Raw genomic sequence first — 16,655 nt, forward strand, 5'->3', positions numbered from 1 at the left:
GCAATGTTCCTGTCCGGCATACTGCGGGCACGAGAGCAACAGAATTGCGACATCGCCCGCAGGTGGCAACGGCCGACCCGTTAACTTGACGTAAACGTGATCCGGCCGTGAGGACCACGGCCGGATCAGGGCATTAGCCTATTGCATGTACCAACCGTGGCTGACGACAAGCGACTGGCCGGTCAGCGCATTGGTCTCGAAGCCTGCAAACAGCAGCGCCACTTCAGCGACGTCCTCAAGCGTCGTAAATTCGGTATCGACCGTGCCGCCGAGCATCATCTTCTTGACGACTTCCTCCTCGGAAATGCCGAGCCGCACGGCCTGTTCCGGAATCTGCTTTTCGACCAGCGGCGTCTTGACGAAACCGGGGCAGATGACATTGGCGCGCACGCCGTCCGGCCCGCCTTCCTTGGCAACAACGCGCGCAAGCCCGAGCAGGCCGTGCTTGGCGGTGACATAGGCGGATTTCAGCGGCGAGGCCTCGTGCGAATGCACCGACCCCATATAGATTATGGCGCCGCCCTTCTGCGCCTTCATGTGCGGGATGCAGGCCTTGGTGGTCAGGAAGGCACCATCGAGATGGATCGACAACATCTTCTTCCAGTCGGAAAAGGCATAGTCCTCGATCTTGTTGACGATCTGGATGCCGGCATTGGAGACGAGCACATCCACCCTGCCCCACTTGGCGATGACCTCGGCCACGCCGGTATTGACGGCGTCTTCGCTGGTCACATCCATGGCGACGCCGATGGCCTCGCCCGGGCCGGCGGACGTCAGATCCTTCGCCGTCGCTTCCGCCGCGTCGAGCTTCAGGTCCGCGATCACGACCTTGGCCCCCTCCGACACGTATTTCTTCGCGATCGCCAGACCGATGCCGCTGGCCGAGCCGGTGACGATGCAGACCTTGTCCTTGAGTTTCATGGTTCTAACTCCCTATTGCGCAAGATAATCATGGACCACTTCGCCGAGGCCCAGCGTCAGGTCCGAGAGAATATGGATGGCGGATTTGACTTCAAGCACCGGCAGGTCGGCGACCGGCGCCAGCGCGTGTGGAAACAGCGCGAGCGCGCCCGGCCCTTCCCAAGCGCCCTTGACCGTCAGATCCTCCAGATAGTAGCGGACCAGTTCGCAGATGCGCGGCGTGCAGTCCACATGCGGAATGATCTTCAGCATGAAATTCGGCTGTTTCAGGCTTTCTAGCACCTTGGCCTTGTCGAGCGTGCGATGCTTGAAGCCCATCGTTGCCGTGGCGACGCGCTGGCCGCCGTAATCCAGTGTACCGACGAGGGCATCCTTGACCGAAGTCAACGACGGCTCGGCGAGCTTTTTCGGAAACCCCCAGATCTCGCGGCCGCCGGCGATCGGCGCGTCGTCGTTGAGATACATGGAATGCACATAGCCGCCATGGACGCCTTCATAGGTGACGGGAATGACCTGACCGGATTCGGTGTAGTCACCAAAGCCAGTAGAATCCGGCATGCGGATAAACTCGTATTTCACCAGCGGCTCGTCGAACTGCAGCGGTTCAGGCACCACGCGGCGCAGCGCTTCCGGATCGGTCCGGTAGGTGATGATCATATATTCGCGGTTGATGAACCGATAGGGACCCGGCGGATAGGACGGGCTGGTCAGTGGCATGGCGAAGGCATTGCGCTTCACGTCATCGATTTTCACTATTTTTTCTCCCGTACGTGTTTTTCGCAGAGATCGAAGACACGGATACCGTTTGTCGGGCGGGTGCGCTCCTGCCAGTCCGGATGGGTGAGCGTATGAACAACGTCGTCATGCCCGGCCTTCCAGTGCTCCTCGACAGAAAGCCGCGAGAACTCGTAATCCTTCGACCCGCCCTCATAGGCCGCATGGCGATAGATCAGGTGCACCATGGTGACGGCGGAATCATTGCCGATCTTTTCAAGCAGCCGCGCGTCCGGATCGTCCTTCAGTTCGTCGGGCAGTTTCTCCATCAGGCGCTTGGCCGCCATGCGGATAGTCTGCAGCTTGCGGAACTGGTCGGTGTTCAAACGGGTGCGGCTGGAAAAACGGATTTCCTTTTCGCGGGCATCGACATCGAACAGGTCCTTGGGCAGTGGTCCCCGGGCGCTGAACAGATCGACCTGGAAGATGCAGAGGTCGCTCTCCAGTTCCTCGCCGGCGAGAATGCGTTGCAGCGGCGTGTTGGAAACGATGCCGCCATCCCAGTAGTAGCGCCCGTCGATCTCGACCGGCGCGAAAGCCGGCGGTAGCGCCCCGGAGGCGGCGATATGTTCGGTGGTGAATTCGCAGTGCCGATTGTCGAAATAGTTGAAATTGCCGCTCATCACATCGACGGCGCCGAGGCTCAGCCGGATGGCGCCGGAATTGATCAGGTCGAAATCAATCAGACCCGCCAGCGTCTCCTGCAACGGCGCCGTATCATAGAGGCTGATGGCGGCCATGGGGTCGCCAGGGATGTTCCAAGGCGCGAAGGCGCGCGGGGTGAAGAAGCCGGGAACGCCGGTCAATGAGCCCAGCACGGCAGCGGATTCGTTGAACCATTTGCGCATCACGTCGCCATTGCCGAAGAAATGGCCTGACAGACCCGATGACACGCGATGCCAGAAGGTGCGCAGATTATCGACGCGACTGTCGACCGGGCTCCCAGCGATGATCGCCGAATTGATCGAGCCGATCGAAATACCGGCCAGCCAGTCGGGGCGGATGCCGGCCTCGTGCAACGCTTCGTAGGCGCCGGCCTGATAGGCGCCGAGAGCGCCGCCGCCCTGAAACACCAGCACGGTCTTTTCTGTGGGAATGGTGCTCACCGGATACTTACCTCTGGAATGCTGCGACGGCGAACAGACAACGCCCGGAAGGGAGGCCACGTTCCGCTTTCGCAGATTAAGTTTTGGTAATGCGGAAAGACGATAGAGGGGATGATAGTTTATTTATTTCAGACGCTTGCTGTCGGCGAGCGGATTCCATTTCCTGTTAATGGAGGGGATGATAGTCCAGCCTTGTGCACTGCGCAATGCAACAGAATGTGACGGTGCATCACGGTCAAATCGTGGCGATGTGCACGGCGAAAAGCACCCAGAGCACGAAGTTCAGCACGAAGCCGACGGTGAAAAGCCGCTGACGCACTTTCAGGCGGTTCGATGTCACATGCACATAGGCATGCGCAAACCGGCTGAGCACGAACAGCCAAGCGACGATAATTGCTGCCTGGCTGACCCCAGCCGTCACGTAAAGCATAACGCAGACGAGATAGAAGAGCAGCGGCAGTTCGAACTGGTTGATCAGATTGCGCGCGACGGTGGCGCTGGGTGCCGGCTCGATCGTCGGGATCTTGTAATCCTGCGCCTTTGCCGTTCCGGCCCGCACGGCACCGAACCTGCGGCGCATCATCAGGAAATAGATGGAGAAGACGAGCCCGACCTGCGCGATGACAGGCCAGAAGATTGCAGTCGATGTGGGCATGAAGACTCCGTCGATTCGAATGAGGGATCATGTATAGCGACGGCGGCCCAAATCCAGAAACGACGGTGGCTTGACTCCCCTTTTGCCGATGGGAGAAGGTCGGCCCATACTGCAACACGGGAGCCATGACCCGCGCCCGCCAATGACGAGTGGAATACGAATGTCCGAAAATCCCGCCGCCGAACCGCTTCCCCACCATCATGTTTCGGCAATGACCGGACGCGACCCGCATGAACATCACCGTGTGGCGACACCACTCGAACTGCTCTTCGACCTGACCTTCGTCATCGCTTTTGGCATCGCCGCGTCGCAACTCGCTCACCTGCTCGCCGAAGGGCATTACGCCGCCGGCCTGATGGGCTTCGGCTTTGCCATGTTCGCGGTCTGCTGGGCCTGGGTCAATTTTTCCTGGTTCGCCTCCGCCTTCGATACCGACGATTGGGTCTACCGTGTCACCACCATGATCCAGATGGTCGGTGTGCTCGTCCTGGCGCTCGGCCTGCCGAAGATGTTCGAGACGATCGATCATGGCGAGCATGTCAACAACAGCGTCATGGTGCTCGGTTACGTCATCATGCGCATCGCGATGGTGTTCCAGTGGCTGCGGGCGGCTCGGCAAAATCCGGAACGGCGCAAGGCCTGCCTCACCTATGTGACCGCCATCTCCATCGCCCAGGTCGGCTGGGTCATCTCGATCTTCATCGACATGCCTCTGCTTGTGACCGCCATCTGCGTCATTACACTGACGCTCATTGAAATGCTGGGGCCGTTCATTGCCGAACGCACCAACGGCGGCACGCCCTGGCATGCGCATCATATAGCCGAACGTTACGGCCTCTTGGCGATCATCACGCTCGGCGAAGGCGTCGTCGGCACGGTGGCGTCGATTTCAGCCATCACCGGTGAACAGGGCTGGAACCTCGACGCCATCCTCGTCTGCATTGCCGGTACCGGCCTGACATTCGGCATGTGGTGGCTTTATTTCATATTGCCGGCAGGCCGGGTGCTGCACGTCTTCCGCAACCGGTCCTTCGTCTGGGGCTATGGCAACATGCTCGTCTTTGCCGCCATTGCCGCCACCGGCGCCGGGCTCCACGTCGCCGCCTATTATATCGAGCACAAGGCCCATATCGGCGCGGTGGCCGCGGTTCTCACCGTCGCCATCCCAGTCTTTGCCTATATCTCGCTGATATTCGGCTTCTACGTTTACCTGCTGCGCAAAATGGAGACGTTCTATGTCTGGCTGATGGCCGGCATGACGGCGATCGTCATACTCTCCGTCGCCTGTGCTGCCGCAGGCGTCAGCATGACGCTCTGCCTGGTGATCCTGATGTTCGCGCCACTCGTGCCGGTACTCGGCTATGAGGTGAAGGGGCATCACTACGGCAGTGAGGCGCTCCGCCGGGCACTCGGCCATTGAGATCAATGAAAAGGCGGCGAAGTTGCCCTCGCCGCCTTTCAAATTTCAAACATGAAACAATAATTACATCGCGCCCGGATAGTTCGGGCTTTCGCGGGTGATGGTCACGTCATGGGCATGGCTTTCGCGCAGGCCGGCGCCGGAGATGCGCACGAAGGTGGCGCGTTCCTGGAAGTCCTTGATGGTCTTGCCGCCGACATAACCCATCGAAGCCTTGAGACCGCCGGCCAGTTGGTGCAGCACACCCGAGACCGGTCCCTTATACGGCACCTGGCCTTCGATGCCTTCCGGCACCAGCTTCAGCGTGTCACGCACTTCCGCCTGGAAGTAGCGGTCTGCCGAGCCGCGCGCCATGGCACCGACGGAACCCATGCCGCGATAGGCCTTGAACGAACGGCCCTGATAGAGGAACACCTCGCCCGGGCTTTCGTCCGTGCCGGCGAGCAGCGAGCCGATCATGCAGGCCGATGCGCCGGCGGCGATCGCCTTGGCGAGGTCGCCGGAGAACTTGATGCCGCCATCGGCGATGACCGGAATGCCGGAGGCCTGCGCGGCTTCAACAGCCGACATGATGGCCGCAAGCTGCGGCACCCCGACGCCGGCGACGATGCGGGTGGTGCAGATCGAGCCCGGGCCGATACCGACCTTGACAGCATCCGCACCGGCATCGATCAGCGCCTTGGTGCCATCGGAGGTGGCGACATTCCCGGCCATGATGCGAACCGAGTTCGACATGGTCTTGACCTTGGTGACAGCATCGAGAACGCGCTGCGAATGGCCATGCGCGGTATCGACAACGATGAGGTCAACGCCAGCATCGATCAGCCGCTCGGCCCGCTCGATACCATCATCACCGACGCTGATGGCGGCGGCGGCACGCAAGCGACCCTGAGCATCCTTGGAAGCATTCGGGTTGAGCTGCGACTTCTCGATATCCTTGACGGTGATCAGGCCGATACAGCGGCGATCGCCATCGACGACCAGCAGCTTCTCGATGCGGTGAGTGTGGAGAAGGCGCTTGGCTTCTTTCTGATCGACGTTTTCGGTGACCGTGATCAGGTTTTCCCGGGTCATCAGTTCGTAGATCTTCTGGCCGGGATCGGACGCGAAGCGCACATCGCGGTTGGTCAGAATACCGACGAGGCGGCCGGGAACAGAGCCATTGGCATTTTCGACGACCGGGATGCCGGAGATCGAATACATCTTCATCAGCGCCAGTGCGTCGGCGAGCGTGGCATCGGGACCGATGGTCACCGGGTTGACGACCATGCCGCTTTCGAACTTCTTGACCTGGCGGACCTGCTCTGCCTGTTCGATCGGGGTCAGGTTACGGTGGATAACGCCGATACCGCCGGCCTGCGCCATGGCGATCGCCAGGCGGCCTTCGGTGACCGTGTCCATGGCAGACGACAGAATCGGCAGGTTGAGGTCGATATCCTGGGCGATGCGGGTGGCAATGTTGGTCTGCCCCGGCATGACTTCGGAATGTCCCGGTTGCAGAAGAACGTCGTCGAAGGTCAATGCCTCCAAACCGGTCGCCGTTTCGATGATGCGTGCCATGGCCAATCCCTTCGGTAAATGGAACCCTCCCCGCACAATCGAAAACCGTGCGGCGGGAGACTCGCCCCGATCAACGGGCGAGAGTTTCTTGGAAGTTGGCGAGGGCTGGTAACACGGATATGACGGGTTGGAAAGTGGCAAGGCCCGGCGAAAACGCCGGGTCTGCCAAGTTTCCTGTGCAATGCGGCATCAGATTTCGAACTGATAGGTCTCCGGCACGAACCGATAGCCCTGCTCGTGCTTTTCGATGAAACCGACGGCCGGAAACGGCATGTGGTAACCGACGAAAGGCAGACGGTCGGTGGCGATCATGTCGAACACCGTATTGCGTGCGGCGGCCGCCTTTGCCTTGTCCATGTCGAACTTCACTTCCCAATCCGGTCGCTGCAGCGACAGGACGAAATGATTGGCGGTGTCGGCGGTCAACACCAGACCCTTGCCTTCCGATTCAACCTTGAACACCATGTGGCCTGGCGAATGGCCGAAAGCGGCCATGCCGGTGATGCCCGGCACGACTTCGGCGCCATCGCCAATGAAGGTCATCTTATCGGCCAGCGGCACGACATTCTTCAAGACGCCCTTATGGCCATTCTCGGCCGGCGTGCCGACACGGGCCTCGTCCTTCCAGAAATCAAATTCGACCTGGCCGGCGACATAACGGGCATTCTTGAAAGCCGGCGCACCGCCTTCCATCAGGCCGTTGATATGGTCGCCATGCATGTGGGTGAGGACGACGACGCTCACTTGATCCGGTGTATAACCCGCAGCCTTGAGGCCTTCGAGCAGATGACCGGCACCGGCCTCCCGGCCGCCCTCGCCCATGCCCGTGTCGAACAGGACGATATCGGTGCCGGTATCGATCAGGGTCGGCGAGAAGCCGTTGACGAATTTTTCGGTCGGCAGGAAATTCGCTTTCAGAAGGTCCGCCACTGCCTCGGGCGACTGGTTGGTGCCGAATGTTTCATGCGGCTTCTCGGCGACGCGGATACCGTCGCTGATGACGGTGACGCCAAAGGAGCCGATCTTGAAACTGTTGGTTCTGCCTGCCGGTGATTTCATGCTGTCGGCTTTCGGTTCGCTTTGCGCCAGGGCGCTGCTGCTCATGACAAAAGGTGCGGCCAGCGCGCCGGCGGCTGCTGTCCCAAATAAGGCACGACGGCTCAAGGGAAAAGATGTCATCTTGCTGTTCTCCAATGGGGTTCTGGCAATGGATTGCGGATGGCGACATCCGGCAAGGCAACATCTAGCGCCTTGACAAACAATGCCTGCAGGACTCACACGGATGTGATCGCAAGTTGAACGCCGCGACCCGACTTTGGCCTGAAAAGCCCTATCTCCGTCGCTTCATCCTCCCGCATGCAAGGCCTTCGCATGAACCGCATCGTCCCGATGATCCTCGCCGTCGCTCTCTTCATGGAGCAGATGGATTCCACCGTCATTGCCACCTCGCTGCCGGCGATCGCCCATGACCTTGGCGTCGGGCCGATCACGCTGAAACTGGCGTTGACCTCCTACATGGTATCGCTGGCGATCTTCATTCCGCTCAGCGGCTGGATGGCTGACAAGTTTGGCGCCAAGCGCATCTTTCGCGCCGCCATCCTCGTCTTCATCCTCGGGTCGATCTTCTGCGCCTTTGCCAACAGCGTGCTTGCCTTCGTGCTCGCCCGCTTCCTGCAGGGCATGGGCGGGGCGATGATGACGCCGGTGGCGCGTCTCGTGTTGGTTCGCTCCACCCAGCGCAGCGAGCTGGTCGGCGCCATGGCGCTTCTGACCATTCCCGCCCTCGTCGGACCGCTGGCCGGCCCGCCACTCGGCGGCTTCATCACCACCTATTTCTCCTGGCACTGGATCTTCCTGATCAACGTCCCGGTTGGCATTCTCGGCTACATCCTCTCAGGCATTTATCTGCCGGAAATCGTCAGCGAAGCGCCACCGCCAATTGATATCAAGGGCTTCTTCCTGAGCGCCATCGCCGCCTCCGGCACGATGTTCGGCCTGTCGGTCATGAGCCTGCCGGCCCTGCCGCCACAGGTCGGAGCAGTCGCTGTCGCCATCGGCATCGTCTGCGCGGTTCTCTATGTCCGGCACGCCCGTCGCCACCCGGCGCCGCTTCTCGATCTCAACCTGTTCAAGGACAGTGCCTTCCGGGCAGCCGCAATCGGCGGCACGCTCTTCCGAATCTCGATCGGCGCCGTGCCCTTCCTGATGCCACTGATGCTTCAGGTCGGCTTCGGCCTGACGCCGTTCCAATCCGGCATGATCACCTTCGTCGGTGCCGTCGGCGCACTCACCACGAAATTCTTCGCCAAGCGCGTCCTGATCTTCGCCGGGTTCCGCACGACACTGATCTTCGCCTGCATCACCGGCGCGATCCTGACCTTCGTCAACGGCCTGTTCACCCCGGCGACACCCTACGCGGTGATGATGGTGATCCTGCTGCTGGCCGGTTTTGCCCGGTCGTTCTTCTTCACCAGCGTCAACGCGCTGGCCTTTGCCGACATTCCGGATTCGATGGCGAGCAAGGCGACCTCAATGACTGCCGTGCTGCAGCAGATGAGCCTGGCGCTTGGCGTCGCGGTTGCCGGTGCGATCCTGGAAATCGAGACGACGCTAACGGGATCGCCGCTGGAACTGGGTGACTTCCAGACCGCCTTCATGTTGATTTCTGCCATCACGCTCTCGGCCGTCATCCCGCTGATCGGCATGTCGAAGACTGCCGGTGCCTCGGTATCGGGACACGGGAAACATCTCGACCCCGAAGAGGAGATCGTGGCGGTCAAATAGCCGAGACTATTCCGGCTTTTCGCAGACGGCCGACAGCTTGTTGCCATCGGGATCGCGAACATAAGCCGCATAAAAATGCGCGTGGAAAGGCCGGAGGCCCGGCCCGCCCTCATCCGTGCCGCCATGGGCAAGGGCTGCCGCATAAAAGGCGTCGATGGCCGCGCGGCTGTCCGCCTCCAGAGCGACCATCGACCCGTTGCCGATCGTCGCGGCATTCCGGTCATAGGGCGTGACCACCCACAGGCGGCACCGGCTGTCGCTCTCGGCGCCATAGCCGATCTCGACATCATCCTGCTTGCGGCGCGAAAGACCGAGCGGCGCCAACGTCGCATCGTAGAAGCGTTGCGACCGGGCGAGATCGTTGCTGCCGAGAGTCACATAGAGAAGCATTCTTATTCGGCCTCGACCGGATCCCGCTCGTCGGTGAGATAGCGGTCGTCGATCGCCGTTTCGGTTTCCCGCAGCGATGGCGCGCCAGGCTTGCGGCCCTTGAAGCCCTTGGCAAGTAGGAACATCTCGACCGATTCCGCCCGCGACGCAGCCGGTTTTACATGGATGACCTGCTTGAAATTCTGCTTGAGCAGCGTCAGCAGTTCGCGCTCGGCGCCACCCTGGAAGGTCTTGGCCAGAAAATGCCCGCCCTCGGCCAGCACGTCGATGGCGAAATAGGCCGCGACCTCGCAGAGATGCATGGTGCGGATATGGTCGGTCTGGCGGTGGCCCGTCGTCGGCGCCGCCATGTCGGAGAGCACGAGATCCGGCGTGCCGCCGAGTGCCGTCATCAGCTTTTCGGGCGCCGACGGATCGAGGAAGTCCAGTTGCACGATATGCACGCCAGGGAGCGGGTCGAACTCGAGAAAGTCGATGGAGACAACCTTCGGCTCGGCATCGGTCGAATTGGTGACCTTGGCTGCGATCTGCGACCAGCTGCCCGGCGCGGCGCCGAGATCGATGATGCGCTTGGCGCCCGACAGGATCTTGTGCTTCTCGTCGATCTCCAGAAGCTTGAAAGCCGCGCGGGCGCGATAACCTTCGAGCTGGGCGCGCTGCACGTAGGGATCGTTGATATGACGCTCCAGCCAGCGCCGCGACGAGGCCTTGAGCTTGCCCTTCTTGACCTTCTGGCCAAGCTTGCGCCCGGTGCGGTTTCCGCCGATCGGGGGTTTGGTCATTGCGTGTTTCCTTCGTGGGAAGCGTGTGGGCCGCGCATGGGACGCCGGGCGCGACCGCGCCGCCAGACACCATCATCGGCCATCATGTCGGTCAATAGGCCTTCGCGCAGCCCACGATCGGCAACGCGCATGCGCTCCGACGGCCAGCGGCGACGGATGGCTTCGAGAATGGCACAGCCGGCCAGAACCAGGTCCGCCCGATCCGGTCCGATGCAGGGATTGGCCGCTCGCGCGGTGAAATCCCAGGACAGCAGACGCGCCTGCATGGCCGACACCTCGTCATCCGACAGCCACAGCCCGTCCACCTTGCGGCGATCGTAGCGCGGCAGATCGAGATGGACGCCAGCGAGCGTCGTTACCGTTCCGGACGTGCCGATCAGATGGAAGCCGTTCTCGTCGCCGGGATTGTCGAGCGTATGGATCGCCGGGCAATCGAACTTGGCGAGCATGCCCTGAACTTCGCTCACCATCGCCTCGAAACCCTGCGGCGTCACATCCTGGCCGCCATGGCGTTCCGACAGCGTGACGACGCCGACCGGCAGCGATGTCCAGTGGGTGATGTGATTGGCCAGCCGGCTGGACCGGTTTTCGCCGATCTTGATGACGGCGATTTCCGAGGAGCCACCGCCGATATCGAACAGTACGACCGATTTCGTCTCGCGCCCAACCAGCGACGAGCAGCCGGACACGGCGAGCCGCGCTTCGGTTTCGCGGGTGATGATCTCGAGCTCAAGCCCGGTTTCCGCCAAAACGCGTTCGAGGAAAGCCTCGCCATTCTCGGCGGCGCGTGTCGCCTCCGTAGCAATCAGCCGGGTCTTGCGGATATCGCGGGTCTTCAGCTTGGAAGCGCAGACCTTGAGCGCATCGATCGACCGGTCCATGGCATCCTGAGACAGCCGGCCGGAGGCGCCGAGCCCCTCGCCCAGCCGCACGATCCGTGAAAACGCATCGACGACCCGGAACTGGCCGGGGCGCGTCGGCTGGGCGATCAGCAGACGGCAATTGTTGGTGCCGAGATCGAGCGCTGCATAGAGCGGCGAACTTTCGAAGCCGTGCCCGTGAGCATGTCCGTGCGCAGCGCCGTTGCCGCGCCGTTCGTCACTGCCGTTCTGTTGGCTAGCCGGGCGATCCTCGGTCTTTCGGGCTGGAAACACATGAAACGGCTGTGGCCTTGTAGCAGTATCCGCCAGGGGACGCGGCTTTTCGCTCGTTGCCAGCGGACGCCCCTGCAGGCTGCGCCTTTGCCGGTGCTTCTTGCTTCGCTTCTGATTGGCGTGATCCGGACCGGCAGCAGCCACCGGCTTTTCAGCGAGAGCGGAAGCGTTCGGATGGCTTGCGGCAACGGGTTGATTCGGTGCGCCTGGCTGCGCCTGGCCGGATTTCGACCGGCGTCGACGCTTGCGTTTGCGCACGGGTTCGCCGGTCGCATCTCTCACTTCGGGACGCCCTGTTTCTCCGGCATGGCCGGAAGAACTGGCATTCGCAGGGACAATGCGCGACGGCTTTCCCCGCCTGCGCTTGCCCTTGCCGGAACGGGACGGTGTCTGCCCCTCGTTACGGCCTGCTGCCGACGCCCCGGAAACGGACGGCTGTTCGCCGCTGTCGGGGTCTCTCACGTGTCTGTCCATTGCGCCGCGCAGAACGAATGCCGCTCAAGGCGCTCTCTTGATTTTCGTTGACCAGACTTTACCAGCGCCTGCCCAATTCACCAAATTCTTTTTGCGCCGCCGCTTTCATCGCTTATGTTTCGGCAAGCCGCACCTTTCGCGCCACAGGCTGGCACACATTCCACCGCTTCCAAAATTTTTTCCAAAATCTATTTGCATCCGCCGATTCTTTGTTTATAAGCCCGCCTCACCAGCCGGGCGCACATATCGCCCCTGAGCGTTGGGGAATAGGTTAACGGTAGACCCACGGACTCTGACTCCGTTAGTCCTGGTTCGAATCCAGGTTCCCCAGCCAAATCTCCCTAAAAACTCTAAATTCCTTGAATCTCCAGTCATACGCCTTTTTCTGGGCGTGGTTCGAGGTGAACTAGTTGATGGTGCCATCATGGAGCTTTCCCGACGGAGCAAGGATTTGATGGCGTGGCTGACGCCGCGTTCTCGGGCGAGAAATGCTTTTGTTTTTTACAAGTTCAAGCAAAGCAAAACGCGATCAATATCTTGCCCACACAGCACGTTGGCCTTCAACAGGATTTGCCTGATTTTTGGTTTCAAAGCCCAGCCGCGAACCGATACAACCGAAAGTTCAGTACCTCCTCAAATAATGGTTGACTTGAAGCTGAGTAACCTGTGTGAAATTTGCTTCGGTACTGACAACCACATGCTGATTGGGGATCGATTCGAGAATGGCGAAAATACTGGAAACGAACGGAGTTACGGTCACGATGACCGCAGCTGAATTTTCGACCTTCGATCGCATCGTCACATATGATCAGCCGGCCAATCTGACGGATACCGTCTCCCTTCAAATCGGGAGCATCGGGACAATCGACTTTTCCTTGGCGCTGGAGGGGATCCGTGCCGTGGAGGTCTTTGCCTTTGAGGCCGGGAATACGATTACGACAGGTGATGGAGACGACACGATCTACGGCAGTGATGCGTCCGACACGCTGAATGGCGGCAAAGGCAACGATACGCTTTACGGCAGCATGAATTATGGCAGCTTGGGCCGCGACATCCTGAATGGCGGAGACGGAGACGATACGATCTACGCCAGATCGAAATACGCCATCGTCAACGGCGGCGCCGGCTCAGACATCATAATTGCCGGCACAGTAAGCAAGATCGACGGCGGCGCTGGTGTGGACCGCCTTCGGACGTCCGGTGATATCTCCAAAATCTCCATTTCGGGGGTGGAGATTCTGGAGGCGGTCAAGCAAATTACGATAACGGCGGCTCAACTGTCGAGCTTCGAGTGGATCGGCGCGGGTTTGTACGATGAGGAAACCGGCGGAACCTATTGGCTTTCCGGGGCAGGATCGGTCGATCTTACTCAAGCGCTTGGAGGCGTGCGGAAGGTCAATGTCCATACATCCGCTGATGGCAACACTGTAACGGCCGGAGATCTGGACGATCAGTTGTACGGCAATGCGGGGGACGACATTCTGAACGGCGGGGCCGGGGATGACGAATTCTGGGACAACTATAGTGTCGATGACAACGATACGTTTAATGGAAACGACGGCAACGACCATATCACCGCCTGGGGCAGAAATGACACCGTCAACGGTGGCAACGGCAATGACTTCCTGGCCATCAGTCGTTTGGGTGGACGAGTCGTTACGGCCATTGGCGGCAGTGGCTGGGATATCATGGTCGCCAATGGAGATATGAAGGGCTTAACCGTTTCAGAGGTCGAGGTTCTCGATGTCGATGGGGAGAGCATCACTGCGACCACCACTCAATTGTCAAGTTTCGAGCGCATCACAAATTATGATTCGCACGGCCCGGCTACGTATTCGGTTACCATTTTTATCTCCGGTTCCGGCGCGATCAACTTTTCCAAGGCACTCCAGGACGTGGGAGCTGTTGTCGTTACACTGTCCGCCGATGGCAACACCGTAACCGGCGGGGCGAGAGCCGATACATTTATCGCTGGAGCCAAATCGGATACCGTTAACGGCGGCGGCGGCGCTGATACTGCGTCCTACGCCGCAGCCACCGTCGGCGTCACGCTCAATCTTGCAAACAATGCGCTGAACGCAGGAGGTGCCGCCGGAGACTCGTATTCAAGCGTGGAGAACATCATTGGCTCCCGGTATGATGACAGCCTGACCGGAAACACTGCCAACAACACGCTCGACGGCGGCCTCGGCACTGATACTCTCGCCGGTGGCCTCGGCAACGATACCTATATTCTCGATAGCACCAGCGACACAATCGTCGAGAAAGCGGATGAAGGCACCGATCTCGTCCGCTCGTCGATCAGCTACGCCCTTATCGGCAATATCGAGAACCTTACCCTCACTGGTACGTCCGATATCGATGGAACCGGTAACGGCCTCGTCAATATCATCACCGGCAACGCCGGCAGGAACATACTTGATGGCGGCTCAGGTGCCGATACCCTGATTGGCGGTGCGGGAAACGACACCTATGTGGTTGACAGTTCGAGCGACAAAATCATCGAGAAGACAGGCGGAGGTATGGATATCGCCCGCTCGTCTGTCAGCTACACAATCGCCGGCAATGTCGAGAACCTCACACTTACTGGCACCTCCAACATCAACGGGACCGGCAGCAGCCTCATCAATGTTATTATTGGCAATGCAGGCGATAACATCCTCGACGGCGGCACAGGCACCGATACTTTGATCGGCGGTTTGGGCAACGACACGTACTTGATTGATCGAGCAGGCGACAAGGCAATCGAAAATGCTGGTGAAGGAATCGACCTCGTTCGAGCGTCGGTCAGCTACGTTCTTTCCGGCAATCTCGAGAACCTGACACTCTCCGGTACCGCCGACATCACCGCAGCCGGCAATGAATTGGCCAACGTGATAACCGGCAACTCCGGCGGCAACACGCTTTCTGGTGGAGATGGCGACGATATCCTCATCGGCGGCGCAGGATACGATGATCTCAGAGGCGGTGCTGGGCTTGATACCGCTTCCTATGCCGGCGCCACCAAGGCGGTCATCGCCAGCCTGGTTGACACCAGCTACAATTCTAACGACGCTTCGGGCGATTTTTACCGGTCAATCGAGAACCTGATCGGCACGAATTATGCCGACAGGTTGACCGGCAACACCGCCGCAAACGTCCTCGATGGTGGCGACGGCGACGATGTCCTGATCGGCGGCGCTGGCGCTGACACGTTGATTGGCGGCAGCGGTATGGACCGGGCGTCTTATGCCGGCGCGAACAAGGGCGTCATGGCAAGCCTGTCCGATGTATCGGTCAATACGCAGGACGCAAAGGGCGACACCTACGCGTCGATCGAAAACCTTACTGGCACAAGCTTTGCCGACAGGCTGATCGGCAACGCCGCTGCAAATACGCTGGATGGCAGCTATGGCGATGATATCCTGACCGGCGGCGGTGGTGCCGACAAGCTGGTTGGTGGCAGCGGTGCTGACCGGGCGTCCTACGCGGGAGCGACCAGGGGCGTTACCGCAAGCCTGTCCGATGCCTCCGTCAACACGCAGGATGCCAGGGGCGATATCTACTTTTCGATCGAGAACCTGACTGGCTCAAGCTTTGCCGACAGGCTCACCGGGAACGCCGGCGACAACACGCTGGATGGCGGCGACGGCGACGATATCCTGATCGGCGGCGCGGGAGCGGACAGACTGATTGGCGGCAACGGCATTGACCGGGCATCTTATGCCGGCGCGAGCAAGGGCGTCATGGCGAACCTGTCCGATGCTGCGGTCAATACGCAGGACGCCAAGGGCGACACCTACTCTTCGATCGAGAACCTGACGGGTTCAAGCTTTGCCGACAGGCTGACCGGCAACACCGGCGAAAACACTCTGGACGGCGGTGACGGCAATGATGTGCTGGCCGGTGGTGCAGGCGTGGACAAACTGATCGGAGGCCACGGGTCGGACATCTTCGATTTCAATTCGCTCTCCGAAAGCGGCCCGACAAGCATCGGCCGTGACGTCATCGTGGATTTCACGGCATCGAGCGGCGATCGGATTGACCTCTCTTCCATCGACGCAAATTCAAATGCGGTTGGAAACCAGGCCTTCATTTTCATTGGAAACGGGTCATTTTCAGGTCAAGCGGGCCAGTTGCGCTATCAGGAGAAGGGATCGAACACGTACATCTATGCCGACGTCAACGGAGACAAGTCTGCGGATTTCAGCATCCAGCTTGATGAGGCTATGGCCCTGCAAAAGGACGACTTCATGCTGTAACGATCCCTTCTTGCCCCTTGGTTGAATGACGTTGTCAGAAACCTGTGCATTACGCGGTGAATCGGGTCGTGCCGTGATGAAGAAAACGGCATCTCCTCAAATGCCGTTTGCATGACGCAGTTCGGGAAATTCCAACAATTTTAAAGGTGCCATACCGGCACTTGCCAATAGACGCGCCTTCTTCGCGTATCAGGGAGGCCCATTCATGTGCCATGACGGCGACAAGAACGGAAAGCGAAATCGCCGGCGATGGGTACAGGGCTGCAGGGCCGATGAGCCGATCGGCCTGCGGGCCAATTCAGCCAAAGCGAGGGCCAATTCCGGTAAACAGTGCGTTTCCAGGCAACCCGAATCCGCAAATTCGCGTTCATGCCGATCAGAAACATGCGACAAT

General features: G+C 60.1%; 12 protein-coding genes and 1 tRNA gene. 4 read left to right on the plus strand and 9 right to left on the minus strand.

Going from position 1 to position 16,655, the window contains the following annotated elements; translation table 11 throughout:
- Positions 1–138: 138 nt before the first annotated feature.
- The 4 genes from ASG68_RS01910 to ASG68_RS01925 form a co-directional block, all read right to left on the minus strand.
- Positions 139–921 carry a 3-hydroxybutyrate dehydrogenase gene (locus ASG68_RS01910; protein ID WP_062583594.1) on the minus strand — a complete coding sequence of 261 codons (783 nt, stop codon included), beginning with the start codon at positions 919–921 and terminating at the stop codon, positions 139–141.
- Between the two features lie 12 nt (positions 922–933).
- Positions 934–1,674: an acetoacetate decarboxylase gene (locus ASG68_RS01915; protein WP_062583593.1), complete on the minus strand. Its 741-nt coding sequence runs from the start codon at positions 1,672–1,674 to the stop codon at positions 934–936.
- Entirely contained in the window at positions 1,674–2,801 is a 1,128-nt protein-coding gene (locus ASG68_RS01920) for a DUF3734 domain-containing protein (protein WP_062583715.1), read from the minus strand. Before ASG68_RS01920 ends, ASG68_RS01915 begins: the two co-directional genes overlap by 1 nt.
- Positions 2,802–3,036: 235 nt before the next feature.
- A complete protein-coding gene (locus ASG68_RS01925; protein WP_062583592.1) occupies positions 3,037–3,456 on the minus strand; it encodes an MAPEG family protein in 420 nt (139 codons plus the stop codon).
- 160 nt (positions 3,457–3,616) lie between these two features.
- On the opposite strand from ASG68_RS01925, the gene ASG68_RS01930 reads away from it, so the two are divergent.
- On the plus strand, positions 3,617–4,876 hold the full coding sequence (locus tag ASG68_RS01930; protein ID WP_062583591.1) for a low temperature requirement protein A: 1,260 nt from the start codon (positions 3,617–3,619) through the stop codon (positions 4,874–4,876).
- Between the two features lie 63 nt (positions 4,877–4,939).
- Here the strand turns inward: ASG68_RS01930 and guaB are convergent, their stop codons facing one another.
- Complete coding sequence (gene guaB / locus ASG68_RS01935) at positions 4,940–6,436, minus strand: IMP dehydrogenase (protein WP_062583590.1); 1,497 nt, start codon at positions 6,434–6,436, stop codon at positions 4,940–4,942.
- 189 nt (positions 6,437–6,625) lie between these two features.
- Positions 6,626–7,615: an MBL fold metallo-hydrolase gene (locus ASG68_RS01940; RefSeq protein ID WP_062583589.1), complete on the minus strand. Its 990-nt coding sequence runs from the start codon at positions 7,613–7,615 to the stop codon at positions 6,626–6,628.
- Between the two features lie 192 nt (positions 7,616–7,807).
- Between ASG68_RS01940 and ASG68_RS01945 the strand changes: the two genes are divergently transcribed.
- Entirely contained in the window at positions 7,808–9,220 is a 1,413-nt protein-coding gene (locus tag ASG68_RS01945; RefSeq protein ID WP_062583714.1) for a DHA2 family efflux MFS transporter permease subunit, read from the plus strand.
- A gap of 6 nt (positions 9,221–9,226) precedes the next feature.
- On the opposite strand, the gene ASG68_RS01950 is transcribed toward ASG68_RS01945, so the two are convergent.
- From ASG68_RS01950 to ASG68_RS01960, 3 genes are read right to left on the minus strand one after another with little or no spacing between them, the layout of a single operon-like run.
- Positions 9,227–9,610, minus strand: coding sequence for a VOC family protein (locus ASG68_RS01950; RefSeq protein ID WP_062583588.1), 384 nt, complete (start codon positions 9,608–9,610; stop codon positions 9,227–9,229).
- 2 nt (positions 9,611–9,612) lie between these two features.
- Positions 9,613–10,392, minus strand: a complete 780-nt coding sequence (locus ASG68_RS01955) for an RlmE family RNA methyltransferase (RefSeq protein ID WP_062583587.1) — start codon at positions 10,390–10,392, stop codon at positions 9,613–9,615.
- Positions 10,389–12,008, minus strand: a complete 1,620-nt coding sequence (locus ASG68_RS01960; RefSeq protein WP_062583586.1) for a Ppx/GppA phosphatase family protein — start codon at positions 12,006–12,008, stop codon at positions 10,389–10,391. The genes ASG68_RS01955 and ASG68_RS01960 overlap by 4 nt, the downstream gene beginning before the upstream one ends.
- Positions 12,009–12,280: 272 nt before the next feature.
- On the opposite strand from ASG68_RS01960, the gene ASG68_RS01965 reads away from it, so the two are divergent.
- Positions 12,281–12,354 (plus strand) — tRNA-Gln (locus ASG68_RS01965).
- A 427-nt stretch (positions 12,355–12,781) separates the two neighbouring features.
- Complete coding sequence (locus ASG68_RS01970) at positions 12,782–16,261, plus strand: beta strand repeat-containing protein (protein ID WP_062583576.1); 3,480 nt, start codon at positions 12,782–12,784, stop codon at positions 16,259–16,261.
- The last annotated feature ends 394 nt before the right edge of the window (positions 16,262–16,655 follow it).

Origin of the sequence: Rhizobium sp. Leaf453 (genome assembly GCF_001425605.1) — a bacterium.
GTDB lineage: Bacteria > Pseudomonadota > Alphaproteobacteria > Rhizobiales > Rhizobiaceae > Pararhizobium.

Coding starts and splice junctions, on each gene's coding strand:
- ASG68_RS01910 (WP_062583594.1), bottom strand. CDS start 921: ATGAAACTCAAGGACAAGGTCTGCATCGTCACCGGCTCGGCCAGCGGC.
- ASG68_RS01925 (WP_062583592.1), bottom strand. CDS start 3,456: ATGCCCACATCGACTGCAATCTTCTGGCCTGTCATCGCGCAGGTCGGG.
- ASG68_RS01930 (WP_062583591.1), top strand. CDS start 3,617: ATGTCCGAAAATCCCGCCGCCGAACCGCTTCCCCACCATCATGTTTCG.
- guaB (WP_062583590.1), bottom strand. CDS start 6,436: ATGGCACGCATCATCGAAACGGCGACCGGTTTGGAGGCATTGACCTTC.
- ASG68_RS01940 (WP_062583589.1), bottom strand. CDS start 7,615: ATGACATCTTTTCCCTTGAGCCGTCGTGCCTTATTTGGGACAGCAGCC.
- ASG68_RS01945 (WP_062583714.1), top strand. CDS start 7,808: ATGAACCGCATCGTCCCGATGATCCTCGCCGTCGCTCTCTTCATGGAG.
- ASG68_RS01950 (WP_062583588.1), bottom strand. CDS start 9,610: ATGCTTCTCTATGTGACTCTCGGCAGCAACGATCTCGCCCGGTCGCAA.
- ASG68_RS01955 (WP_062583587.1), bottom strand. CDS start 10,392: ATGACCAAACCCCCGATCGGCGGAAACCGCACCGGGCGCAAGCTTGGC.
- ASG68_RS01970 (WP_062583576.1), top strand. CDS start 12,782: ATGACCGCAGCTGAATTTTCGACCTTCGATCGCATCGTCACATATGAT.